Origin of the sequence: Pseudarthrobacter sp. PH31-O2 (assembly GCF_030063265.1) — a bacterium.
Taxonomy (GTDB): Bacteria; Actinomycetota; Actinomycetes; order Actinomycetales; family Micrococcaceae; genus Arthrobacter.
In genome coordinates this window covers 112,931-135,348 of record NZ_JASIST010000008.1, presented here as the reverse complement: position 1 = coordinate 135,348, position 22,418 = coordinate 112,931, and the positions used below count along the sequence as shown (strand labels likewise).

20 protein-coding genes are annotated in these 22,418 nt (G+C 66.0%); 11 read left to right on the top strand and 9 right to left on the bottom strand.

The features are described from left to right. Positions 1–5: 5 nt before the first annotated feature. Positions 6–968 carry an NAD-dependent epimerase/dehydratase family protein gene (locus QMG72_RS13410; protein ID WP_282358956.1) on the bottom strand — a complete coding sequence of 321 codons (963 nt, stop codon included), beginning with the start codon at positions 966–968 and terminating at the stop codon, positions 6–8. A gap of 179 nt (positions 969–1,147) precedes the next feature. On the opposite strand from QMG72_RS13410, the gene QMG72_RS13405 reads away from it, so the two are divergent. The 6 genes from QMG72_RS13405 (at position 1,148) to QMG72_RS13380 (ending at position 6,749) form a co-directional block, all read left to right on the top strand. Continuing rightward, positions 1,148–1,939, top strand: coding sequence for a TetR/AcrR family transcriptional regulator (locus QMG72_RS13405; protein WP_282358953.1), 792 nt, complete (start codon positions 1,148–1,150; stop codon positions 1,937–1,939). Positions 1,940–2,034: 95 nt separating this feature from the next. Continuing rightward, positions 2,035–2,421 carry a hypothetical protein gene (locus QMG72_RS13400; protein WP_226775249.1) on the top strand — a complete coding sequence of 129 codons (387 nt, stop codon included), beginning with the start codon at positions 2,035–2,037 and terminating at the stop codon, positions 2,419–2,421. Positions 2,422–2,695: 274 nt separating this feature from the next. Then, a complete protein-coding gene (gene dnaK, locus QMG72_RS13395; RefSeq protein WP_283480787.1) occupies positions 2,696–4,549 on the top strand; it encodes a molecular chaperone DnaK in 1,854 nt (617 codons plus the stop codon). Between the two features lie 2 nt (positions 4,550–4,551). Further along, the gene (locus QMG72_RS13390; RefSeq protein ID WP_226775251.1) at positions 4,552–5,226 is read left to right on the top strand and encodes a nucleotide exchange factor GrpE; all 675 of its coding nucleotides are present in this window, start codon (positions 4,552–4,554) and stop codon (positions 5,224–5,226) included. A gap of 95 nt (positions 5,227–5,321) precedes the next feature. Further along, positions 5,322–6,311 carry a DnaJ C-terminal domain-containing protein gene (locus QMG72_RS13385; protein ID WP_226775252.1) on the top strand — a complete coding sequence of 330 codons (990 nt, stop codon included), beginning with the start codon at positions 5,322–5,324 and terminating at the stop codon, positions 6,309–6,311. Between the two features lie 15 nt (positions 6,312–6,326). Beyond that, positions 6,327–6,749: a heat shock protein transcriptional repressor HspR gene (locus QMG72_RS13380; RefSeq protein ID WP_226775499.1), complete on the top strand. Its 423-nt coding sequence runs from the start codon at positions 6,327–6,329 to the stop codon at positions 6,747–6,749. Positions 6,750–6,806: 57 nt separating this feature from the next. Here the strand turns inward: QMG72_RS13380 and QMG72_RS13375 are convergent, their stop codons facing one another. Genes QMG72_RS13375 through QMG72_RS13350 form a run of 6 tightly spaced genes read right to left on the bottom strand, consistent with a single transcriptional unit; the run spans position 6,807 to position 13,212 of the window. Beyond that, a complete protein-coding gene (locus tag QMG72_RS13375; protein ID WP_226775253.1) occupies positions 6,807–7,622 on the bottom strand; it encodes an HpcH/HpaI aldolase family protein in 816 nt (271 codons plus the stop codon). After that, positions 7,607–8,392 (bottom strand): 2-oxo-hept-4-ene-1,7-dioate hydratase, encoded by a 786-nt coding sequence (gene hpaH, locus QMG72_RS13370; RefSeq protein ID WP_226775254.1) that lies wholly within the window; start codon positions 8,390–8,392, stop codon positions 7,607–7,609. Before hpaH ends, QMG72_RS13375 begins: the two co-directional genes overlap by 16 nt. Positions 8,393–8,394: 2 nt before the next feature. After that, entirely contained in the window at positions 8,395–9,471 is a 1,077-nt protein-coding gene (hpaD, locus tag QMG72_RS13365; RefSeq protein WP_253031844.1) for a 3,4-dihydroxyphenylacetate 2,3-dioxygenase, read from the bottom strand. Positions 9,472–9,499: 28 nt separating this feature from the next. Next, a complete protein-coding gene (hpaE, locus tag QMG72_RS13360; protein WP_282358949.1) occupies positions 9,500–11,020 on the bottom strand; it encodes a 5-carboxymethyl-2-hydroxymuconate semialdehyde dehydrogenase in 1,521 nt (506 codons plus the stop codon). 10 nt (positions 11,021–11,030) lie between these two features. Next, complete coding sequence (locus tag QMG72_RS13355; RefSeq protein WP_283480782.1) at positions 11,031–11,744, bottom strand: GntR family transcriptional regulator; 714 nt, start codon at positions 11,742–11,744, stop codon at positions 11,031–11,033. Next, positions 11,737–13,212 (bottom strand): fumarylacetoacetate hydrolase family protein, encoded by a 1,476-nt coding sequence (locus QMG72_RS13350; protein WP_283480779.1) that lies wholly within the window; start codon positions 13,210–13,212, stop codon positions 11,737–11,739. Before QMG72_RS13350 ends, QMG72_RS13355 begins: the two co-directional genes overlap by 8 nt. Positions 13,213–13,432: 220 nt before the next feature. Here QMG72_RS13350 and QMG72_RS13345 point away from each other — a divergent pair, with 220 nt between their 5' ends. Together QMG72_RS13345 and QMG72_RS13340 are read left to right on the top strand one after the other, a co-directional pair. Beyond that, a complete protein-coding gene (locus QMG72_RS13345; protein WP_226775259.1) occupies positions 13,433–15,355 on the top strand; it encodes an FAD-binding monooxygenase in 1,923 nt (640 codons plus the stop codon). Positions 15,356–15,388: 33 nt separating this feature from the next. Beyond that, complete coding sequence (locus QMG72_RS13340; protein WP_226775260.1) at positions 15,389–16,996, top strand: PucR family transcriptional regulator; 1,608 nt, start codon at positions 15,389–15,391, stop codon at positions 16,994–16,996. Between the two features lie 99 nt (positions 16,997–17,095). Here QMG72_RS13340 and QMG72_RS13335 read toward each other — a convergent pair whose 3' ends face one another. Continuing rightward, positions 17,096–18,283, bottom strand: coding sequence for an acyl-CoA dehydrogenase family protein (locus tag QMG72_RS13335; protein ID WP_282358944.1), 1,188 nt, complete (start codon positions 18,281–18,283; stop codon positions 17,096–17,098). Between the two features lie 135 nt (positions 18,284–18,418). After that, positions 18,419–19,327 carry a LysR substrate-binding domain-containing protein gene (locus QMG72_RS13330; RefSeq protein ID WP_226775262.1) on the bottom strand — a complete coding sequence of 303 codons (909 nt, stop codon included), beginning with the start codon at positions 19,325–19,327 and terminating at the stop codon, positions 18,419–18,421. A 173-nt stretch (positions 19,328–19,500) separates the two neighbouring features. On the opposite strand from QMG72_RS13330, the gene QMG72_RS13325 reads away from it, so the two are divergent. Genes QMG72_RS13325 through QMG72_RS13315 form a run of 3 tightly spaced genes read left to right on the top strand, consistent with a single transcriptional unit; the run spans position 19,501 to position 22,401 of the window. Beyond that, entirely contained in the window at positions 19,501–20,751 is a 1,251-nt protein-coding gene (locus QMG72_RS13325; RefSeq protein WP_226775263.1) for a CaiB/BaiF CoA transferase family protein, read from the top strand. After that, positions 20,744–21,208, top strand: coding sequence for an acyl-CoA thioesterase (locus tag QMG72_RS13320; protein ID WP_282358939.1), 465 nt, complete (start codon positions 20,744–20,746; stop codon positions 21,206–21,208). The genes QMG72_RS13325 and QMG72_RS13320 overlap by 8 nt, the downstream gene beginning before the upstream one ends. Next, positions 21,205–22,401 carry an acyl-CoA dehydrogenase family protein gene (locus QMG72_RS13315; protein ID WP_283480777.1) on the top strand — a complete coding sequence of 399 codons (1,197 nt, stop codon included), beginning with the start codon at positions 21,205–21,207 and terminating at the stop codon, positions 22,399–22,401. Before QMG72_RS13320 ends, QMG72_RS13315 begins: the two co-directional genes overlap by 4 nt. The last annotated feature ends 17 nt before the right edge of the window (positions 22,402–22,418 follow it).

Below are 22,418 nucleotides of genomic sequence, written 5' to 3'. Positions count from 1 at the left end.
CGCCGCTACCGTTCCTGGCCCCCCCACCAGGCAATTGTGGCGGCGGCTGCTTCCTCCAGCGGCGTGGGCCGCAGTCCCATGGCCGCCTCGCTGGCGTGTGAGTCCAGCACAAACGGCTGCTCAAACTGGTAAAGGGTTTCGACCAGTTCCTGCGTTCCCGGGGAGAACCGGCCAATGATCCGCAGAGCCCAGCCGGGCACAGCGGCCACCCGCGGCGCCCGACCGCCGGCGGCTGCGGCGAACGCGCGGGCGATCTGCCGCTGGCTCACCGCGGTGCCGGTGGGTGCATGCCACACCCGGTTCCACAGCGCTGGGTCCTGCGCCGCCCGGATCATCGCGGCGGCCAGGTCGGGCACGTAGGTGAAGGAGTGCGGTAGGGATGCCTTGCCGATGACCACCAGCGGTGTGCCCGCCAGCACCGGCTTCACCATTCGCTCGCCCGCATGTGCGCCGCGCACCCGGGGGCCGAAGAAGTCGCTTGCGACCACGCTCACGGTGTCCGTCTCGGACGCCGCGCGGGCGGCCAGAAGTGCGGTCCGCACCCCGCGCTTGCCGCCCTCAGCCGCGCGGGGGCCGTCCTCCGTCATCGGGCGCTCCGGAGCGCTGTAGGAGTACAGGCTTTCCGGAAAAACGACGACCGCGCCAGCCTCGCCCGCCGCGGCAAGAACCGACTGCTCTGCGCCCGGCAATTCCTCCGCCCATGCCTTTGCGCTGTATTGGGAGCCGTGAATGCAGTGGAACACGGCGTGGGCGCCGCGGAACAGTTCGCCAAGTTGCGCCGGATTGGCCACGTTCACGGCCATCTTTTCGATCCGGGGATGGTCGGGTCCGCTGCCGGACCGGGTAAGCACCCGAACCCGATGGCCTTCCGCTGCAAGCTGTGCGGCAACCGTCCAGCCGACCGGCCCGGCGCCGGTGACGACAAATAAGGTAGAGGCTTCTGCCTCCGGGGATGCGTGCTGGGACATCGATTTCTCGCTTTCATTCCGGTCGGACGGCGGCTGTCCGGGCGCGGCCGCCTTTCCTGGGGCAACCTCCGGAACTGAGAGCAGTGCTCTCTCACCTCAGGATGCGGCCGATCCCTGGCTAAGTCAAGAGCGGTGCTCTCATTTGTTGACACTGCTCTGGTTTATGGAATGCTGAAGCCATGCCGCAATCCGCCACCGCACCATCCGGCAAGCCGACCACGCCCCGGGAGCGGGCCCGGGCCCGGACCGTTGAAGATATTGTGCGCCTGGGGCGGGAGCATTTGGCAGTTCACGGGGCGGCCGCGCTGTCCCTCCGCGCCGTTGCCCGGGACCTTGGCGTCGTCTCCTCGGCGGTCTACCGGTACGTGGAGAACCGCGAAGAGCTGCTGACCCTGCTGCTTATCGATGCCTACAACGAGCTCGCCGACGAAGTCGACGCCGCCGTGGCTGCAGCACCTGCGGCCGACTTTTGCGGGCAGTTCGGGGCCCTGGGTGCCGCGGTCCGCAGCTGGGCGCTGCGCGAGCCGGCGCGCTACAGCCTCCTTTTCGGCAGTCCTGTGCCCGGGTACCAGGCGCCGGCCGAGCGAACAACGGGGCCGGGCACCAGGGTGGTCTACGCCCTGATGGCGGTACTCGACGGCGCCTACCGCGCCGGCGGGCTGGTCGCGCCAGGCGGTCAGGGCGCCGCTTTGTCCGGACTCGCCGCAGACCTGCAGCGCATCCGCAGCGAGATGGGGCTGGCGGTCCCGGACGCCCTGCTGGCTCGCGGCGCGCTTGTCTGGAGCGCCTTGTTCGGCACCATCAGCTTCGAGGTCTTTGGGCAGTACGGCGAGGGAACGTTTGCGGCTCCGGATGAATTGTTCGCCTTGCACCTGGCTGCACTGGCAGAACTCGCCGGCCTTGCCGGCGCCGCGCCGCAACCGGACCTGCCGGCAGGGACGCAAGCCGCCGACCCCGGGAGCAGCCGATGATCCTGGTTTAGTTCACCCTGTTGCCTCCCGGTGGTGGTCGATAGACTGCCCCTGCGCCTGACTGGCGCGCCGAGGCTTCCGGAAAGGATCCAAACATGTCCGAAAACAGCGAGTTTGATCGAACGGCCCCGGAGCCCGAAGACCCGGCCGCGGAGGGTCAGTATGTCGAAGGTGACTACGGCACGGCAGGCACCGCCGGGGACAACCCGCTCGAGGCCGAAGAAGGCGAATACTCCAGCGGCGACTACGGCAATGCCGGCGTCAGCGGCGCCACGGCCGTTGGTGTGGAAGAGGGCGACTATCCCGAGGGCGACTATGGCGCGGCAGGTAGCGTCGGCGCGCCGGCCTCCGCAGCGAACGAGGGCGAGTATCCGGACGGCGACTACGGCGCCGCCGGCACCCCCGGTGCGGGCCGCGGCGCCGCCGGCGCGGCGCCCGTTCGGACGGAATCGACGGGCGAGCCGGACCGCGGGGACGGCTAAGCGGCAGGTCCGCACCCGGCGGCGGCCTTCGCGGACAGCGAAATTCGTCGCCGGTGGACAGGCGGCCAAGTGAAACTCCCGGAATTCCGGGAGTTTTTGCTGTCTGCGGCGTGTTCCTGGTGCAAGTTAATCCGAGGTTGAGCGGATGACGCTCAACTTTGGATTGACATTGCCCCGAGCCGGAGTAAAGTTGAGTGCAGATCGCTCATATCGGTCGGATCCCAGTGGTCTGCAGCGATTTCAGCTAGATTCCCCGGAAAGAAGGAAGCAACACATGTCACGTGCAGTAGGTATTGACCTCGGAACAACCAACTCCGTCGTCTCCGTTCTCGAAGGTGGCGAGCCCACCGTTATTGCCAACGCCGAGGGTGGGCGCACCACGCCGTCGGTTGTTGCATTCTCCAAGTCCGGCGAAGTGCTCGTTGGCGAGATCGCCAAGCGCCAGGCCGTCAACAACATTGACCGCACCATTGCTTCGGTCAAGCGCCACATGGGCACCGACTGGAACGTCGGGGTGGACGACAAGAAGTACACGGCGCAGGAAATCTCCGCCCGTATCCTGATGAAGCTCAAGAACGACGCCGAGTCCTACCTCGGTGAGAAGGTCACTGACGCTGTGATCACCGTTCCCGCGTACTTCAACGACGCAGAGCGCCAGGCCACCAAGGAAGCCGGCGAAATCGCTGGCCTTAAGGTCCTGCGCATCGTCAACGAGCCCACCGCTGCAGCGTTGGCCTACGGCCTCGACAAGGGCAAGGAAGACGAGCTCATCCTCGTCTTCGACCTCGGCGGCGGAACCTTCGACGTTTCCCTCCTTGAGGTCGGCAAGGACGAAGACAACTTCTCCACCATTCAGGTCCGCTCCACCGCAGGCGACAACCGCCTCGGCGGCGACGACTGGGACCAGCGCGTTGTCGACTACCTGCTGAACCAGCTCAAGGTCAAGGGCATCGACCTGTCCAAGGACAAGATCGCCCTGCAGCGCCTGCGTGAAGCAGCCGAGCAGGCCAAGAAGGAACTCTCCTCCTCGTCCAGCACCAATGTCTCCCTGCAATACCTCTCCGTCACCCCCGACGGTCCGGTGCACCTGGATGAGCAGCTGACCCGCGCCAAGTTCCAGGACCTCACCAAGGACCTGCTTGAGCGCACCAAAAAGCCGTTCCATGACGTCATCAAGGAAGCCGGCATCCAGCTTTCCCAGATCGACCACATCGTGCTGGTCGGCGGTTCCACCCGGATGCCTGCCGTCTACGACCTGGTCAAGGACCTGGCCGGCGGCAAAGAGCCGAACAAGGGCGTCAACCCGGACGAGGTTGTCGCCGTCGGCGCCGCACTGCAGGCCGGTGTCCTCAAGGGCGAGCGTAAAGACGTCCTCCTGATCGACGTCACCCCGCTCTCCCTCGGTATTGAAACCAAGGGCGGCATCATGACGCACCTGATCGAGCGCAACACGGCCATCCCGACCAAGCGCTCGGAAACCTTCACCACTGCCGATGACAACCAGCCCTCGGTAGCCATCCAGGTCTTCCAGGGCGAGCGCGAGTTCACCCGGGACAACAAGCCGTTGGGTACCTTTGAACTGACCGGCATCGCACCGGCGCCGCGCGGCATGCCGCAGGTCGAGGTTACCTTCGACATCGACGCCAACGGCATTGTGCACGTCTCGGCGAAGGACAAGGGCACCGGCAAGGAACAGTCCATGACCATCACCGGCGGTTCCAGCCTCTCCAAGGAAGACATCGACCGCATGGTCAAGGACGCCGAAGAGCACGCAGCCGAGGACAAGGCCCGCCGCGAGGCAGCGGACACCCGCAACACCTCCGAGCAGCTGGCCTACTCCGTGGACAAGTTGATCGCTGACAACGCCGACAAGCTGCCTGAAGAGGTCAAGACCGAGGTCCAGGCCGACGTCGACGCCCTGAAGGCTGCCCTCGAAGGAACCGATGACTCGGCCGTCAAAACGGCGTTTGAGAAGCTGCAGGCTTCCCAGACCAAGCTCGGCGAGGCCATCTACGCCCAGGCCGGTTCTCCGGACGGCGCCGAGGGTGCCGCTGCCGGCGAGCCCGCAGCGGGAGCCGACGAGGACATCGTCGACGCCGAGATCGTTGACGAAGACGAGAAGAAGTAATCATGCCGCATCACGGTAACGAAGAAGAGCACGGTTCTTCCGGGAGCCGTGGCGACGGTCAGCAGCGGGAGAACGAGCCGCAGAAACCGATCATCCACGACAACCGCAAGGTTGACCCGAAGACCGGCCAGGCCCGCCACCCCGACCAGGAGCGCGCCGCCGCACGGGAATCCGACTCCGGGGACGCGCTGTCCCAGGCGGAGGACATCCTCAACGGCGTTGACGTACCGGCCGAGGATTCCGTAGCCCAGGGCGCCGACGGTGCTGAGGCGGAGGAGCTCAGAAATGACCTGCGCCGCCTGCAGGCTGAGTATGTCAACTACCGCAAGCGCGTCGAACGTGACCGCGCCGTGGCAGGGGAGATGGCCGTCATTGGCGTCCTGAACTCGGTGCTCCCGGTGCTCGACGACGTCGACGCCGCCCGGCAGCACGGTGACCTTACGGACGGCCCGTTCGCCGCGATTGCCGCCAAGCTGGAGAATGCGCTGAAGACCTACGGCCTGGTGCGCATTGACGAGACCGGCGTGGAGTTCGACCCCACGATCCACGAGGCCCTCATCCAGCAGCCCGGCACGGATGTCGAAATTGACACCGTCAGCCAGGTCCTGCGCTCGGGCTACAAGTCCGGCGACAGGGTCCTGCGGGCAGCCCAGGTCATCGTGGCGGTCCCGGCCTAGCAGTAACGTCATCGAGGTGACAGTTCGCTCCGGTGTTTATAAGGAACATTGGCGCGAACTGTCACTTCGGCACACAGATTTGAAAGGAAACGCCATTGGCTAGCCAGGATTGGGTGGACAAGGACTTTTACAAGATCCTTGGTGTCGCCAAGGACGCTTCCGACGCGGACATCAAAAAGGCCTACCGGAAGCTCGCGCGCCAGCACCACCCGGATACCAACTCGGGGAACGTCGCGTCGGAGAAGAAGTTCAAGGACATCTCCGAGGCGTACTCCGTGCTCTCCGATGCAGACGAGCGCCAGCAGTATGACGCCATCCGGGCCATGGGCGGCGGCGCGCGTTTCGCCCCGGGAGGCGGTGGCCCGGGGGCCGGCGGAGCCGGTTTTGAAGACCTTTTCGGCGGACTCTTCACCGGTGGCGGCGGCCGTCAGTCCGGCGGCTACGGCGCCGGCGGCGGGCTTCCTCCTGAGTTTGCGGACCTGTTCGGCGGCGGAGCCGGCGGCGGCTTCGGCGGCGGCCAGTCCTTCCAGCGTGCCCCGCAAAAGGGTGCGGACCGGACGGCGTCCACTTCGATCTCCTTCGCGGGCTCCATCCGCGGAACCACCATCGGGCTGCGTGAACCGGACGGCGAAGTCATCGACGTCCGTATTCCCGCAGGCATCAAGGACGGCCAGAAAGTCCGCGTCCGCGGCAAGGGCCAGTACGGGCCGGCCGGGTACGGGGACCTGATGGTGACCGTCTCGGTAAAGCCGCACGATTTCTACGTCCGCGACGGGGACAACCTGCGAATCCACGTACCGGTTACCTTCCCGGAGGCAACCCTGGGCGCGGACATCGAGGTTCCGACCATCGACGGCGACAAGGTAAAGGTGCGGGTGCCTGCCGGCACCCCGTCCGGCCGCACGCTGCGTGTTAAGGGACGCGGAGTCAAGCACACCAAGGCCACCGGTGACCTGCTGGTCGTCATCGACCTCGCCGTCCCGCGGAAGCTGAACAAGGAGGCCGAAGAGGCTGTCAAGTCCTTCGCTACGGCCACCGCCGGTGAGGATGTCCGCGCCGAACTGGCAGCCAGGGCCCGGCTCTAGGAACGGATGCCTGCCATGGCCATCGACTTCGAGCAGCCGATCTTCGTCATCTCCGTCGCTGCGGAGTTGGCGGACATGCACCCGCAGACCCTGCGACAGTATGACCGGCTGGGCATAGTGTCCCCGAGCCGGGCCCCCGGCAAGTCACGGCGCTATTCCCAGCGGGATATCACCATGCTCCGCGAGGTACAGCGGCTCTCGCAGGAGGGCGTCTCCCTCGAGGGCATCAAGCGGATCCTCCAGCTGGAGAACCAGGTGGCGGCCCTGCAGCGGCGCGTCGCCGAGCTGAGCGGCGAACTCGAACGCCGCTCCCGCCCCCTCGACGCCCGCATCTTCGCGGCGGGAGCCGCGGGCGACGTCGTCAGCCTGGCCCGCGGCAAACGCCCCCGGGCCAGGTCCCAGGCGCTGGTGGTGTGGCGGCCGCGCGGAACCGATTAGCAAATAGCTGTGCCCGGGACCTTGGCGGTCCCGGGCACAGCTGTGTTCGCGGGCAGGCTAGTAGCTGGCGGGTTGCTGGCCGGCGGAATCAACCGCCGGAATAAATGCCTGGGCAAAGCCCTCCGAGGCCCGGGCCAGCACGGCGACGTCCGCGCCGACCAGGATAAACGATGCCCCGGCGGCCAGGTAGCGCCGCGCGGTGTCCGGGTTGAAGGCGTTGACGCCGGCGGGTTTGCCGGCCGTCGCGGCGGCTGTGAGGCAGTGTTCGACGGCGGCGCGCACCTCGGAATGTTCCTGCTGTCCGAGCAGTCCCATGGAGGCGGCGAGGTCGGAGGGTCCGAGGAAGATGGCGTCCACTCCGTCGACCGCCAGGATGTCCTCAACGGCGGCGACGGCCGCAGTTGATTCAATCTGCACGGTGAGGCTGATGGTCTGCCCGGCTCGGGCGAGGTAATCCGGGATCCGGTTCCAGCGGCCGGAGCGGGCCAGCGCGGAGCCGACCCCCCGGACACCGTGCGGAGGGTACCGGGTGGCGGCGACGGCGGCCCGGGCCTCAGCCGCGGAGTTCACCATCGGCACCAGCAGGTTCTGGGCGCCAAGGTCCAGGTACTGCTTGATCAGCACTGTGTCATTGACCGGAGGCCGGACCAGCACCTGCCCCGGGTAACCGTGGACGGCCTGAAGCTGGGCCAGGACGGATTCGAGTCCGTTGGGGCTGTGTTCGGCGTCGATGAGGAGCCAGTCCAGGCCCGCGCCGGCGCAGATTTCGGCGACTAGCGGGCTGCCGGAGCAGACCCACATACCCGCCAGCGGCCGGCCCGCCGCGGCCAGCGCGTCGCGGAAAGTGCTCTCCGGTGCTACTCGAAGCGGCATGTCACGACTCCCAGCGGTCCGTAGTCTGCGTGGATGGTATCGCCAGCGTAAACCCAGACGGGGCGGGTGAAGGAGCCGGCCAGGATGATGTCCCCGGCCTTCAGGCTGTCCCCGTGCGCGGCAATCTTGTTGGCAAGCCAGTGCACCCCGTTCGCGGGGTGGTCCAGGACGCCGGCTGCGACACCGGTCTCTTCCACTGTCTGGTTCTTGTAGAGGATCGCGGAGACCCAGCGCAGGTCCACGGCATCCGGCCGGACCGGGTTGCCGCCCAGCACCATGGCCCCCATCGCTGCGTTGTCCGCGATGGTGTCCACGATGGTCCGGCCCTCCATTTCGATCCTGGAGTCCAGGATCTCCAGGGCCGGAACCACATAGTCGGTCGCGTTCAGCACGTCGAAGACTGTGCAGCCGGGACCGGCCAGGTCCTTCTTCAGCACAAACGCGAGTTCCACCTCCACCCGGGGGTGCGTGTACTTCTCCCACGGCACCGAGCAGCCGGTTTCCAGGACCATGTCATCGAATATCGCCCCGTAGTCCGGTTCCGTGATGCCGGTGGCCACCTGCATCGCCCGGGAGGTGAGCCCGATCTTACGGCCCACCAGGGACCGGCCGGCGTCCTCGTTCCGGCGGCGCCAGAGCTGCTGGACGGCGTAGGAGTCCTCCACTGTCATGCCCGGGTGGCGGGAAGTGAGGCGGGGTACCGGGGTCCGGCTGCGGCCGGCCTCCAGCAGTTCGTCGGCGATGGCCTCGATCGTCTTGGCATCCAGCATGGCTACAGCTGCGCCCCGAGCTTAAAGCCCTCCGCTTCGGCGCCTGCTGCGCGGGTGTAGGAGAATCCGTCGGCGCCCACTGTGACTGCCATCTCGGAGGCGTCCGTCCGTTCGATGACGGGCTGCGGGTTGCCGTCCAGGTCCAGGACCAGTGAGGCCTCGGTGTACCAGGAGGGGACCACTGCGTTGCCCCACCAGTCGCGTCGCTGGTTGTCGTGCACGTCCCAGGTGATGGTGGGGTTGTCAGGATCGCCGGTGTAGTAGTCCTGCGTGTAGATCTCGATCCGGTGCCCGTCGGGGTCCAGGATGTAGAGGTAGAAGGCGTTGGACACGCCGTGCCGGCCCGGACCGCGTTCGATCCGGTCCGAGATCCGCAGGGCGCCCATCTTGTCGCAGATCTGGATGATGTTGTGCTTCTCGTGCGTGGCGAATGCGACATGGTGCATCCGGGGGCCGTTGCCGCCGGTCAGGGCGGTGTCATGCACTGTCTGCTTGCGGTGCATCCAGGCAGCGTAGGTGACGCCGTCGGAGTCCTGGATGTCCTCGGAGACGCGGAAGCCGAGATCCTCGAGGTACTTCCGGCCGCGCGGGACGTCCGGAGTGACCTGGTTGAAGTGGTCCAGGCGGACCAGTTCCCCGGCCGAGTAGAGGTCGTAGCGCTGGGTGAGGCGTTCGACGTGCTCGGTCTCGTAAAAGAACTCGTAGGGGAAGCCCAACGGATCCTCGACCCGGACAGAATCACCGATGCCTTTGGTGAATCCGTCCTTGCGGCGTTCGGTCCGGCAGCCGAGTTCCTTGTAGTAGGCCTCTGCGGCATCCACCTCGGCCGGGGACTTCACCCGGTACGCGAATGCGGCAACTGCTGCGATGGGGCCTTTGCGCAGCACCAGGTTGTGGTGGATGAACTCCTCCAGGGAACGCAGGTAGATGTTGTTTTCATCTTCCTCGGTCACGTGCAGGCCAAGCAGGTCCACGTAGAAGGCGCGGGACCTGGCGAGGTCCGTGACGACGATCTCCATGTAGGCGCAGCGGACGATGTCGGGGGCTGGAACGGAGGGGGTGGGGACAAAGGTGCTCATGGTCTTCTCTCTTCGTTGAGGAGGCTGGTTAGGCGCCGAATTTGGGCGTGTGGACGGTGCCGAGGGTGATGTGAACGGCCTGCTGGTCGGTGTAGAAGTCGATGGAGCGGTAGCCGCCTTCGTGGCCCAGGCCGGAGGCCTTGACACCGCCGAAGGGGGTGCGGAGGTCCCGGACGTTGTGGCTGTTGAGCCAGACCATTCCAGCCTCCACGTTCTGCGCGAAGTTGTGGGCGCGCGTCAGGTTCTGCGTCCAGATATAGGCGGCCAGGCCGTACCTGGTGTTGTTCGCCAAAGCCAGCGCTTCGTCGTCGTCATCGAACGGGGTGATCGCGACGACGGGACCGAAGATCTCCTCCTGGAAGATCCGCGCGTCAGGGGCGACGTCGGCGAAGACGGTGGGGGCGATGTAGTTCCCGTGCGGCAGTCCCTCCGGTCGTCCGCCGCCGGCCAGGAGCCGGCCCTCGGACTTGCCGATCTCCACGTAGGAGGCCACCTTCGCGAAGTGCTCAGGGTGCACGAGCGCGCCGACTTCGGTGGCGGGGTCGTGCGGATCGCCGACGACGATGTTTTTCGCCCGGGCGGCGTACTTTTCGCAGAACTCCGCGTACACCGAACGCTCCACGAGGATACGGGAACCTGCGGTGCAGCGCTCGCCGTTGAGCGAGAAGACCCCGAACAAGGCGGAGTCGATCGCGGCGTCCAGATCGGCGTCCGCGAACACCACGCACGGGGACTTCCCGCCCAGCTCCATCGACAGGCCCTTGAGGTTCGCCGCGGCGTTGCGGAAGATCGTCTGCCCGGTGGTGGTTTCGCCGGTAAACGAAATCAGCGGGACGTCCGGATGCTTGACCAGGGCGTCGCCGGCTTCCTCGCCGAGGCCGTTGACCAGGTTGAAGACGCCGTCAGGAAGCCCGGCATCCTTGAAGATCTGCGCCCACAGCGACGCGGACAGCGGCGTGAACTCGGCGGGCTTGAGCACCACAGTGTTGCCGGTGGCCAGGGCCGGGGCGAGCTTCCAGGACTCCAGCATAAATGGGGTGTTCCAGGGCGTGATGAGGCCTGCGACGCCGATCGGCTTCCGGTTGACGTAGTTGATTTGCGAGCCCGGAACCTTCATGGCGTCATCGAACTGGGCCACGATCAGGTCCGCGAAGAAGCGGAAGTTCTCTGCTGCCCGGAGCGCCTGGCCCCGGGATTGGGTGATCGGCAGGCCGGTGTCGAACGTCTCCAGTTCGGCAAGGCGTGCCTCCTGGGCCTCGACGGCGTCGGCGATCCTGTTCAGGATGCGGGCGCGGTCCCGGGGCTTCATTTTCGGCCACGGGCCGTTGACGAACGCTGCGCGGGCGGCGGCGACGGCGAGTTCGATGTCTTCCTTCTGGCCGGCCGCAGCGGTGGCATAATTTTCGTTCGATACCGGGTCGAGCACATCAAAGGTCGCCCCGCCGACGGAGTCGACGAACTCCCCGTTGATGTAGTGCTGGATGTGGGTGGGCAGGTCCTGCGGAACGTAGTGGGCGGTGGTCGCGGCGGCGGGGGCAGTAAACGTCATTGTTGTTTTCCTAACTGCTAAGGGGGGTCTGGTCGGCAGGTGCTGCTGCCTGGGCGAGGTACGCGTCAAGGGTGGCGCTGCGGTGGCTGCGGGCCGCCTTTTCAATGGCGTCGGCGCCGGCCCGCGTCTCGATCAGCCGCAGCAGGGCCTCATGTTCGGCCACGGATTCGCGGGCTCGGCCGGGGACAAAACGGAACGTGGAGGACCGCAGCGAGGCCAGCCGGTTCCAGCCGCGGTGGACGAGGTCCAGGATGTGCGGGTTGGGGCAGTGCTCGAACAGGACGCTGTGGAAGTCCTGGTTAAGCCGGGTAAAGCGGTCGGGATCGAAGTGTTCCAGGCAGTCCCGCATTTCCGCATTGACCGCCCGTGCCCTGGCAATGTCCGCCTCCCCGATCAGCGGAGCTGACAGGGCTGTGGCGGCCCCCTCGACGATGCTCAGGGTCTGCATGGTGTAGAGGTATTCGGTGGGGTCGATGCCGGAAACGGTGGCCCCGACGTTCCGCTCGAACGTCACCAGCCCTTCAGCTTCGAGCCGGCGGATAGCCTCGCGGACCGGGACCACACTGACGCCGAGATGCTCGGCGATCTTGGCCAGCACCAGGCGGTAGCCGGGGGAGTACGTACCGTCCACGATCCGGGCCTTCACCACTGAGTACGCCATTTCTGACTTGCTGGCCGCGTTCCCTGTTCCGGCTGCATTTCCGGCGGTGGCAGTCTCAGTCACGGGCTTTGCCTGCTTCCCATTCTTCGTAGCGGGCCCGCCAGGCGGCGTTGAGCGGGTAAAGCCCGTCCACGCTGTGGCCTTGCTGAACCGTCTCGAAAATGAAGACTTCCTCGCGTTCTTGTGCAATGGAATCGTCTGCGAGTTCCGCCGCGAGGGCCGGCGGGATAACCAGGATGCCGTCCGCATCGGCGACGATTATGTCGCCGGGCTGGACGGTGGTGCCGCCGCAGGCGACGGTGACGTCAGTATCCCAGGGAATGTGGCGCCGTCCCAGCACTGCCGGATGCGGGTTGGCGTAGTAGGTGGGCATCTCCATCGCGGCGACGGCGGCGAAGTCCCGCACGCCGCCGTCGGTGATGATTGCTGCGGCGCCTCGGACCTGGGCGCGCAGGGCCAGGATATCGCCGATGGTTCCGGTGCCCTTTTCGCCGCGGGCTTCCATCACCAGGATTTCGCCCGGGTTCACCGAATCGATGGCGCGCTTCTGCGCGTTGAAGCCGCCACCGTGGGTCTTGAAAAGATCTTCGCGGTTCGGCACAAACCGCAGAGTCCGGGCCAGGCCCACGATCCGCTGGTCCGGGCGGGTGGCCTGCAGGCCGTCGATGCTGACGTTATTCAAGCCCCGTTTGCGCAGCTGGGAGGACAGGGTAGCGGTACTCACGCTCTCCAGCTTTGCCTTCAGCTCCGGCGTTAACGCCGGTTCCGGCGCCGTCCCGCCGACGTCGGGCAGCCCGGCGGCGGCGCGGGACCCGTAGGCCTCCTCGCGCTGGAGATCGTCAGTCTTCGGTTGCGCGCCGAAGTCCGCGAACGGCGTCAGGCCGTCCACGACAGTGGTCACGAGCCGGCCGGTGGTCAGTTCGCCGGCGCTGACTTCTACTTCGACGACGTCGCCGGGCTTGGCAACGGAGGCGCCGGCGGGAGTGCCGGTCAGGATGATGTCGCCCGTTTCGAGCGTGAGCAGCTGGGACAGATCCGCGACCAGCTGGGCGAACGGGAACAGCAGGTCCCCGGTGGTGTCGTCCTGGACCAGCTGGCCGTTGTGCCAGGTGCGGATCCGCAGGCCGGCCGGGTCCACGGCGTCCGCGGCGAGCAGTCCGGGCCCGACGGGGGTGAAGCCGTCGCCGCCCTTGGACCGGAGGTTGGAGCCCTTGTCGGCGTAGCGGAGGTCATAGACGCCGAGGTCATTGCTGGCCGTGACCCGCTCGACGTGGCTCCAGGCGTCCTCGATGCCCACCCGGCGGGCGGGCTTGCCGATAATCAGCGCAATCTCGCCCTCGTAGCCGAGGAGTTCGCACCCGGCCGGACGCTCCACCGTTGAACCGCTGAGGGCCAGGGAGGACGATGGCTTCAGGAAGTAGGACGGCTGCTCGGGGGTGCGGCCGCGCTGGGATGCCCGGCTGGGGTAGTTAATATGCACCGCGATGACTTTGCGGGCCGCGGCCAGGGTGTGGTCGGTGACCTGTTCCAAAAGTAGCTCCTCATCGAGTACGAAATCGTATACGATAAGAATGCCCCGCAGCGGACACGTCGTCAACCCCTGCGTCCGGATCTTTTTGGGCACTTGTAACCTGCGTCATAGGTGCCGTAGAGTGAGGAACCAGTGTTCGAGTTCTATTATCGAACAGTCTGTTCTATTATCGAACGCCGTCTCGGCGAGAGTCCGCCACACAACGAAGTGAGGAAAGCCCGTGCAGTTCCACCACCACGGTTACGTATCCGGTGACCCGCGAGTCCAGCCGGCCGCCGGCGTCGGGATCGAACGCCCCGCCGAGCTTCCCGAGCACGTCGACGTCCTCATCGTCGGAACGGGGCCCGCCGGGATGCTCGCGGCAGCCCAGCTCTCCCAGTTCCCGGCAGTGACCACAAGGATCGTGGAGCGCCGCGGTGGCAGGCTCGCCATCGGCCAGGCTGACGGTATCCAGGCCCGGAGCGTAGAGACCTTCCAGGCCTTTGGTTTCGCCGAACGGATCATCGCCGAGGCCTACCGCATTACCGAGATGGCGTTCTGGAAGCCGGACCCGAAGGATTCGTCCCGCATCGTCCGGGCGGCCCGTGCCGCCGACGATCCTGCCGGCATCAGCGAGTTCCCGCACCTGATCGTCAACCAGGCCCGGGTGCTGGACTACTTCGCCGAGTTTATGGCCAATGCGCCCACCCGCATGGCCCCCGATTTTGGCCTGGAATTCCAGGGCCTTGAGGTCGCCGGCGACGGCGAATACCCCGTCAGTGTGACGCTGCTCCATACTGATGGTCCCGACGCAGGCACCGAGCGGATTGTCCGTGCCAAGTACGTTGTGGGGGCGGATGGGGCCCGGAGCAAAGTCCGCGACTCGATCGGCTGCACGCTCGCCGGCGACAAAGCCAATCACGCGTGGGGGGTTATGGACGTTGTTGCCGGCACGGACTTCCCCGACATCCGGACCAAGTGCGCCATCCAGTCCGGTACGGGTGGCAGCATCCTGCTCATCCCGCGCGAGGGCGGCCACCTGTTCCGAATGTACGTCGACCTCGGCGAGGTAGACCCGGCTGACAACGGCGCCGTGCGCAACACCACCATCGAGCAGATCATCGCCAAGGCCGGCGCAATCCTCCACCCCTACGTTCTCGACGTGCGCAATGTCGCCTGGCACAGCGTGTACGAGGTGGGCCACCGCCTTACCGACCGGTTCGACGACGTCCTTCCGGCGGAGCTCGGCATCCGCGCGCCGCGCGTGTTTATCACCGGCGATGCCTGCCACACACACAGTGCCAAGGCCGGCCAGGGTATGAACGTCTCCATGCAGGACGGCTTTAACATCGGCTGGAAACTCGGTCACGTACTTGACGGCCGCAGCCCAGAGAGCCTGCTCTCCACCTACTCGGCCGAACGGCAGGTTGTTGCGAAGAACCTCATCGACTTCGACAAGTTGTGGTCGTCCCTGATGGCGAAGAAGCCCGAAGAGTTCGAGAACCCCTCCGAGCTCGAGGACTTCTACGTGCGCACGGCAGAGTTTCCTGCGGGCTTTATGACCGAGTACTCGCCTTCGATGATCGTCGGCGAAGCGACCCACCAGGGCCTGGCTACCGGATTTCCTGTCGGCAAGCGCTTCAAATCCGCGCCGGTGGAGCGCGTCTGCGACACAAACCCGCTTCAGCTCGGCCACCAGGCCGCGGCGGATGGCCGGTGGCGTATCTACGTCTTCGCGGATCAGGCTGCGGCCGGCGCTCCGTCGCCCACGACGGAGCTGGCCGCCTGGTTGGCCAACGCGCCGGAATCGCCGCTGGCAGCTACCCCGGACGGAGCGGACGCCGACGCCTGGTTCGACGTGAAAGTGATCTACCAGCAGGACCACACGGGTGTGGACATCACGGCTGTTCCGGCGGTGTTTACCCCGGAAGTTGGCCCGTTCCGGCTCACCTATCTGGAGAAGGTTTACGGCACCGACCCGACGGCGGACATCTTCGAACTGCGCGGCCTGGACCGCGGCGGCGTCATTGTGATCGTCCGCCCTGACCAGTACGTGGCCAACGTCCTGCCGCTGACGGCAACGGCGGAGCTCGGCGCCTTCTTCGCGCCCCTCGTGCCGGTCCGGCTGACTGGGCAGGCCTCAGGTAGCGCCCTAACACCCTGATCGAAAGAACCGCCCAATAGTTACACTGTGTAGATGCGCTTGACCGTTGACCACATCCTTTCCCTTCCTGCTGTCAGGAAAGGGGATCCCGAGATCCTCACCGGGGCCAGCAAGCTTGGGACTCCGGTGCGGTGGATCCATGTGGCCGAGCTCCGGAACCTCACGGGATTTCTTGAAGGCGGGGAGCTGGTGCTCACCACGGGCCTGGCCTTTGAAGATTCCAGCAGCGCCGCCACCCGGTATTTGGCCGAACTGGCGTCCCTGGGCGCCGCAGGAGTGATCGTGGAAATCCTCGATGACAGGGCTGAAGCGTCACGGGCGCTGCGCGAGGCGGCAGCTTCTGCTCGAATTCCGGTGATCCTGGTGCGCAAGCCGGTGCGTTTTGTGGAAATCACGGAAAACGTGCACAAGATAATCCTCGCCGGGCAGCTGGAGCGGGTTGAGAAGGCAAGGCATGTTCATGAGGTGTTTACGCTGCTCAGCCTGGAGAGTGCCGGCGCGGACGAGATCGTCGCCCGTGCGGCGCAGCTGATCGGTGCGCCGGTTGTTCTCGAGAATATTTCGCACTTGGTCCTCGCCTTCGACGGTGCCGGCGTTCCGGCCGGAAAGCTGCTCAACGACTGGGAGAACCGCTCCCGCGTTGTCCATCTCAACGAGGCCACCACACGCACCGGTGAGGAAAACTGGCTGCAGACGCCCGTCGGCCTTCGCTCACAGCGCTGGGGCAGGCTGGTGGTGCCGGTGACGCTGGACAATGACACGGACGCGTCGATGGTGCTTGAACGGGCAGGCCAGGCGCTTTCCATCAATCGATTCGCCGAACGGGATCAGCGCGAACTCGGATACCAGGCACGCGCGGGTTTGATGCACGAGCTCCGCCAACCGCGCTCCCTCAGTGAAGCCGAGGCCCAGGCGCGGGCAGGTGCGCTGGGGCTCCGGAGCTATCAGATGTACGTGCCCGTGGTCTTTCGGCTGGACCCGCGGGGCGGCGAGGGCCCCCTGGCCCTCCAGCGAAGGGAGCGGGCGCTGTTGGAATCGGTGAACCGCTCGCTTCAATCGCTGAAGTACTCTGCCCTGGCTGCAAGTTTGCAGACCGGCACGGTGGCCCTGTTGCTTGGCCTGCCGCCGAAACAGGCTGAGGAGGGGGCCGTCACGAGAATCTGCGCCGAGCTTCGCCGCCTGGCAGCAGACAGCGCCGAAGACCTGCAGTGGGCTGCCGGCATTGGACATCCGCAGGGTTCCCTCCTGCTGGCCGCCGCCGGACTTGATGAGGCGAATCACGTAGCCGAAGCGGCCAGCACGCTGCAAAAACGAGGCAAGCCGTTTTATCGCGCTGCCGACATCCGGCTGCGGGGGCTGCTGGCTCTCCTGCGCAGTGATCCGCGGGTCCAGACGTTCGTGGAAGGCGAATTGGCGGGAATTCTGGGCGGAAACGAGTCCGAGGAACTGCTGCTGCTTGAAAAATACCTGGAAGCTCAGGGGAATAAGGCCGAACTGGCCCGCACCAGCTTCCTGAGCCGGCCAACACTGTATTCGCGGTTGGCGCGCCTGGAACGAAAGCTTGGCCTCGAACTGGATGAGCCGGAATCCCGGACCTCCCTGCACGTGGCATTGATGCTGTACCGGTTGAAGGATCTCTAACACCAAGGGCGGCCCCGGCCGGGTTGGCCAACTCCGGGCCGGTGCGGCTTGCCATCCGGGACTAATGCCCGCCCGCTGAAGCGGCTGCGGAAGGCGCCTTCAGCCTTGGCGGAAGGCGGAGATGCCCGTGATGCGCTGGCCCAGGATGAGGGTGTGGACCTCGTCGGTGCCCTCATAGGTGCGCACGGATTCGAGGTTGTTGGCATGTCGGAGCGGAGAATAGTCCAGCGTGATGCCGTTCCCGCCCAGGATGGTGCGCGCTTCCCGGCAGATGGCGATGGCCTCACGGACGTTATTCAGCTTTCCCACCGAAATCTGCACCGGCTCCAGCGTCCCGGCGTCTTTCAGTCGTCCGGTATGCAGGGCCAGGAGCGTCCCTTTCTGGATTTCCAGCAGCATATTAACGAGCTTTTCCTGGGTCAGCTGGTAGCCGGCGAGGGGCTTGCCAAACTGCAGTCGCTCCTGCGCGTATGCGAGGGCGGATTCGTAGGAGTCCCGGGCCGCGCCCATGGCACCCCAGATAATGCCGTAGCGGGCTTCGTTGAGGCAGGAGAACGGGCCGCTGAGCCCGCGGGCGCCGGGGAGGAGCGCCGCGGCCGGCAGCCGGACGTCGGCCAGGCTGATGTCGCATTGGATTGATGCCCGCATGGACAGCTTGGATCCGATGGGCGTCGCGGTGAAGCCGGGTGTATCCGTGGGCACGATGAATCCGCGGATTCCCTCGCGGGTGTTGGCCCAGATGACCGCGATCTGGGCCACTGAGGCAAGCCCGATCCAGCGTTTTGCGCCATTGATGACCCAGCCGCCGTTGCCGTCGGACTCCGCGAAAGTCGCCATGCTGGACGGATCGGAGCCGGCGGTTGGCTCGGTCAGCCCGAAGCAGCCGATCGTCCTGCCTTGGGCCATGGCCGGCAGATACTCGTTTTTCTGCTCCTCGGACCCCCACTTATGGATGGCACTCATGGCCAGCGAGCCTTGGACGCTGACGAAGGTCCGGAGCCCGGAATCCCCGGCCTCCAGTTCCATGGCCGCCAGGCCGTATTCGACGGCGCTGCGGCCGGGGCAGCCATAGCCCTTTAGGTGCATCCCGAGGACGCCCAGCTTCCCGAGTTCGGGGACCAGCTCCAAGGGGAAGTGGGCGTCCTCGTACCAGCTGGCAATGTAGGGCCGGATGCGTTTGTTCACGAAGTCGCGGACAGTGCCTCGCAACTGCAGCTCATCCGCGCTCAGGAGGCTGTCCAGGTTGAGCACATCGTCGAGGGCCAGGGCGGGTGCGGTTACGGTCACGGTTTGTTCTCCTGGCGTCGGATGCGGCTAGTTAACGGCGGGTCTACTTCAGGCCCGTCGAGCTCCGACCACTGTGACAGCTGGATTGCTGAAGATCCAATACCAAATCCTGCGGCCGCTGATGTCCTGGGCGTATCAATGAGCGCCTGCGTCCGGCGACGGCAAGACTTCTTCCGAGAGCCGAAGGACCTCCCGCAGTGCCGGGCTGGTGTTGTCATTCCGCCAGACCAGCCGCAACTGGATGTTCTCGGCCGGGCCGTCCAGCGGCAGAAAGATGACCCCGGGGTGGTTGAAGTTCTCCGGTACCGAAGACACCGTCAGGGCGACGCCGATTTCCGCGGCGACGAGCGCCATAAGCGTCTGGGAGTCCGGGGCCACCTGGACGATCTCCGCGGCGTAGCCGGCGTCGCCGGACAGCCTGCGGAGGTGGTCATGGAGGATCGATCCCGGGTGCTCGGGCAGGGTGACGAAGGGCTGATCCGCAAGGTCGGCCATGTTCAGCGAATCGCGGCCGCTGAGGGGATGGGCTTCGTACAAGGCCACCACAAGCCGCTCGTTGGCCACGATCCGCGAGTCCAGGAGCGCCGGGATGAAGTTCCAGCGGCCCAGGCCCACCTCCATGGCACCGCTCAGGACCTTGTCCATCGCCGGCAGGGCGAAGTTGGAGCTGGACAGTTCAAAATCAATTCCCGGATGCGCCTCCCGGACGCGCTTGGCGAGCTTGCCCACCATCACGTGGGAGGAAACGCCGGCAAACGCGACCCGCACGCGACCGGTTTCGCCGCGGCCTGCCGAGGCGACCGCGAGGCTTGAGCGACGGCAGGCCGCCAGGATGTCCCGGGCCGGCGCCAGCAGTGCCTCGCCCTCCGGCGTTAGCTGGACCGTCCGGGTACTCCGGACAAAGAGCGGTGCCTTGAGTTCGTGTTCCAACCGTTGAATGGACCGGCTCAGCGGCGGTTGAGCCATGTGGAGCCGGAGCGCGGCTCTGCCGAAGTGCAATTCTTCGGCCACGGCCAGGAAGGCCCGGATCTGTTGTATTTCCACGCCAGGTCAGCTTCCGCTCAGGTAAACGTCATTGTTCATATGCCCAAGATACCCAACACAACGAAATAGGCATTGATGGCGGTGGGGTATCAATCCAGCACCAAATGCGTATTGGACGCGGATCAATCCGCTTGCGAGGGTAGGTGATGCAGACCACATACCGGAGGTACAGAATGACACAACCGAGCAGTAAACCGGCGGCCGGCGGGCGCAACCGCCCCGCCGCAGGCGGAGCCGGGCCCGGCGTTGACGTCCTGGGCCGGGAAGGCACCGGGCCCCTGGCCGGCGTCGTCATCGCGGATTTCAGCCGGGTGCTGGCTGGTCCGTACGCCACCATGCTGCTGGCTGATATGGGCGCCACAGTCATCAAGGTCGAGGGCCCCGACGGCGACGACACCCGCACCTACATGCCCCCGGTCCGCGACGGCGAGGCCACATTCTTCCTGGCGGTGAACCGCAACAAGCACTCCATTGCCCTGGACCTGAAGGACCCGGAGGACCTTGACGTGGCGCGCTCGCTGATCCGCTCAGCGGACGTTATGATCGAAAATTTCAAGCCCGGCAACATGGCGCGGCTGGGTCTGGACTATGCCGCAGCCGCGGAGCTGAAGCCGGACATCATCTACGCCTCCATCACCGGGTTCGGCACCGGGGCAGGCGCGCACATCCCGGGCTATGACCTGCTTGTGCAGGCCGCCTCGGGAATGATGAGCCTGACCGGTGACCAGGACACGCAGCCGTACCGGGCCGGCATCGCCCTCTTTGACGTTATTACCGGCCTGCACGCGGCCATCGGCATCCTCGGGGCCATGCACCACAAGGACCAGACCGGCGAAGGCCAGTTGGTGGAGCTGAACCTCCTGACCTCCGCACTGTCCGGCATGGTGAACCAGTCCGCGGCCTACGTGACCGGCGGTGTGGTGCCGGCCCGGATGGGCAACGAGCACCCCAGTATGTATCCGTACGCACCGATGCAGACCGGCGACGGCATGATCATCATCGCCACGGGCAATGATGCCCAGTTCGTCCGGCTCTGCGGGGCGCTGGCGATCCCCGAAGTCGGCCGGCACCCGAAGTTCGCCAAGACCCGGGAACGCAATGCGCACCGGGACGAGCTGCGCGACATCCTCCACGCCCGGCTGGCCACCCAGTCCGCCGCGCAGTGGTTTTCTGAGCTCTCCGCGGCGGGGCTGCCGTGCGCGCCGATCCAGGATGTCCGCGGCGGGGTTGATTTCGCCGAGCAGCTCGGGCTGCAGCCGGTAGTGCTGGCCGGCAGCGGGGCGCGGCAGATTCCCACCGTGCGGCATCCCGTCGAGTACTCCCGCACCCCGGTGGACTACTCACTCGCACCGCCGGAGCTCAACGAAAGCTCCGAGCTGGTCCGGAACTGGCTGCTGCACCAGAAAACGCTGGCCCATGCCTGAGGCATACCGGACCCGGATCTCCCCGCGGTGGTCGGACCAGGACCTTAATGGCCACGTCAACCATGCCGCCGTCGTGACACTCCTGGAGGAGTCGAGACTCAAATGGCGGGCCACGATGCAGGGAGTCCACTCAACCGACGCGGCCCCCACCGTAGTGGCAGCCCTCGAGCTGAACTACCGGCGGCCGATCCACTACGGCGAAGACCTCGACGTTGAACTCGCGGTCAGCAGGATCGGCACCAGCTCCGTCGGCCTCGAATTCACCGGCACCCAAAACGGCGCTGTAGCCGTCGAGGGCCGGACAGTGCTTGTTTCAGTGTGGCCCGAAACCGGCAAGTCGCGGCCCCTGGCGGAACGCGAACGGCACTGGCTCGCCCAGTTCCGGCCCACACCGGCAAACACGGAACCCCGTGAACCGCAGATTCCCGATCACCCACCCCTGGAGCTGACCCAATGACACCGGAACCGGCCGCACAAGGCACCGACTTCTACCTGCTGGATGATTTCCTCACCGCCGAGGACCGCGCCCTTCGGCTGAAGGTCCGCAGCTTCGTCGACAGGGACCTGCTGCCAGTTATCAACGGCTACTGGGAGCGCGCCGAGTTCCCGTTCGAGCTGATCCCGAAACTCGCCGCCCTCGGCATCGTAGGAACCACCATCACCGGATTCGGCTGCCCCGGGCTGAGCCGGCTCGCCGCCGGAATCGTCGCGGCGGAAGTCTCCCGCGGCGACGGCTCCGTCAATACGTTCCTGGGTGTCCAGTCCGGCCTGGCCATGGGCACCATCAACATGCTCGGCAGCGCGGAACAAAAGCAGCGCTGGCTCCCCGCGATGGCCACCCTGGACAAAATCGGTGCCTTCGCCCTGACCGAACCGGACCATGGGTCCGATTCGGTGGCCCTGGAGACCAGCGCTCGGCGGGAGGGCGACAACTACATCATCAACGGCCGCAAGCGGTGGATCGGCAACGCCAGTATGGCCGACGTCGTAATTATCTTCGCCCGCGACGACGAGGACGCCAAGGTCAAGGCCTTTGTGATGGAGCGCAACGACGACGGCAGCTACCCGGACGGCTATCACACCGAGGTCATCACCGGAAAGATCGGCAAAAGGGCGATCCTCCAGCCGGACATCACCCTCGAAGGACTCAGGGTACCGGCGGACAATAGGCTCACCGGCTGCCACTCCTTCAAGGACGTCACCCGCGTTCTGACGTCCACCCGCAGCGGAGCCTCGTGGGAGTCCCTCGGCCACGCAATGGCGGCCTACGAGATCGCGGTGGACTACGCGAAGACCCGGCACCAGTTCGGTAAACCGATCGGCAGCTTCCAGCTGGTGCAGAACAAACTCGCCAACATGCTCGCCGAACTGACGGCCATGCGGTTGATCTGCTTCCGGCTTGCCGTCCTGGCCGAGGACGGACGCATGACCGGGCCCATGGCGTCGCTGGCCAAGATGCACACGGCGCAGAAGGCGCGCTGGATCTGTTCCGAAGCCCGGGACATGCTCGGCGGCAACGGTGTGCTGCTGGAGAACCATGTCGCCCGGCATATGACCGACATGGAGGTCGTCTCCACCTACGAAGGCACCGATTCCATCCAGTCCCTGCTCGTTGGCCGGGAGATTACCGGTTTCTCCGCCTTCAGCTAGTCCCCGGCCAGGCAATC

Excerpts from the sequence above, each read along its gene's own strand:
- QMG72_RS13410 (WP_282358956.1), bottom strand. The coding sequence starts at position 968 with ATGTCCCAGCACGCATCCCCGGAGGCAGAAGCCTCTACCTTATTTGTC.
- QMG72_RS13405 (WP_282358953.1), top strand. The coding sequence starts at position 1,148 with ATGCCGCAATCCGCCACCGCACCATCCGGCAAGCCGACCACGCCCCGG.
- QMG72_RS13400 (WP_226775249.1), top strand. The coding sequence starts at position 2,035 with ATGTCCGAAAACAGCGAGTTTGATCGAACGGCCCCGGAGCCCGAAGAC.
- dnaK (WP_283480787.1), top strand. The coding sequence starts at position 2,696 with ATGTCACGTGCAGTAGGTATTGACCTCGGAACAACCAACTCCGTCGTC.
- QMG72_RS13390 (WP_226775251.1), top strand. The coding sequence starts at position 4,552 with ATGCCGCATCACGGTAACGAAGAAGAGCACGGTTCTTCCGGGAGCCGT.
- QMG72_RS13380 (WP_226775499.1), top strand. The coding sequence starts at position 6,327 with ATGGCCATCGACTTCGAGCAGCCGATCTTCGTCATCTCCGTCGCTGCG.
- QMG72_RS13375 (WP_226775253.1), bottom strand. The coding sequence starts at position 7,622 with ATGCCGCTTCGAGTAGCACCGGAGAGCACTTTCCGCGACGCGCTGGCC.
- hpaH (WP_226775254.1), bottom strand. The coding sequence starts at position 8,392 with ATGCTGGATGCCAAGACGATCGAGGCCATCGCCGACGAACTGCTGGAG.
- hpaD (WP_253031844.1), bottom strand. The coding sequence starts at position 9,471 with ATGAGCACCTTTGTCCCCACCCCCTCCGTTCCAGCCCCCGACATCGTC.
- hpaE (WP_282358949.1), bottom strand. The coding sequence starts at position 11,020 with ATGACGTTTACTGCCCCCGCCGCCGCGACCACCGCCCACTACGTTCCG.
- QMG72_RS13340 (WP_226775260.1), top strand. The coding sequence starts at position 15,389 with ATGCGCTTGACCGTTGACCACATCCTTTCCCTTCCTGCTGTCAGGAAA.
- QMG72_RS13325 (WP_226775263.1), top strand. The coding sequence starts at position 19,501 with ATGACACAACCGAGCAGTAAACCGGCGGCCGGCGGGCGCAACCGCCCC.
- QMG72_RS13320 (WP_282358939.1), top strand. The coding sequence starts at position 20,744 with ATGCCTGAGGCATACCGGACCCGGATCTCCCCGCGGTGGTCGGACCAG.
- QMG72_RS13315 (WP_283480777.1), top strand. The coding sequence starts at position 21,205 with ATGACACCGGAACCGGCCGCACAAGGCACCGACTTCTACCTGCTGGAT.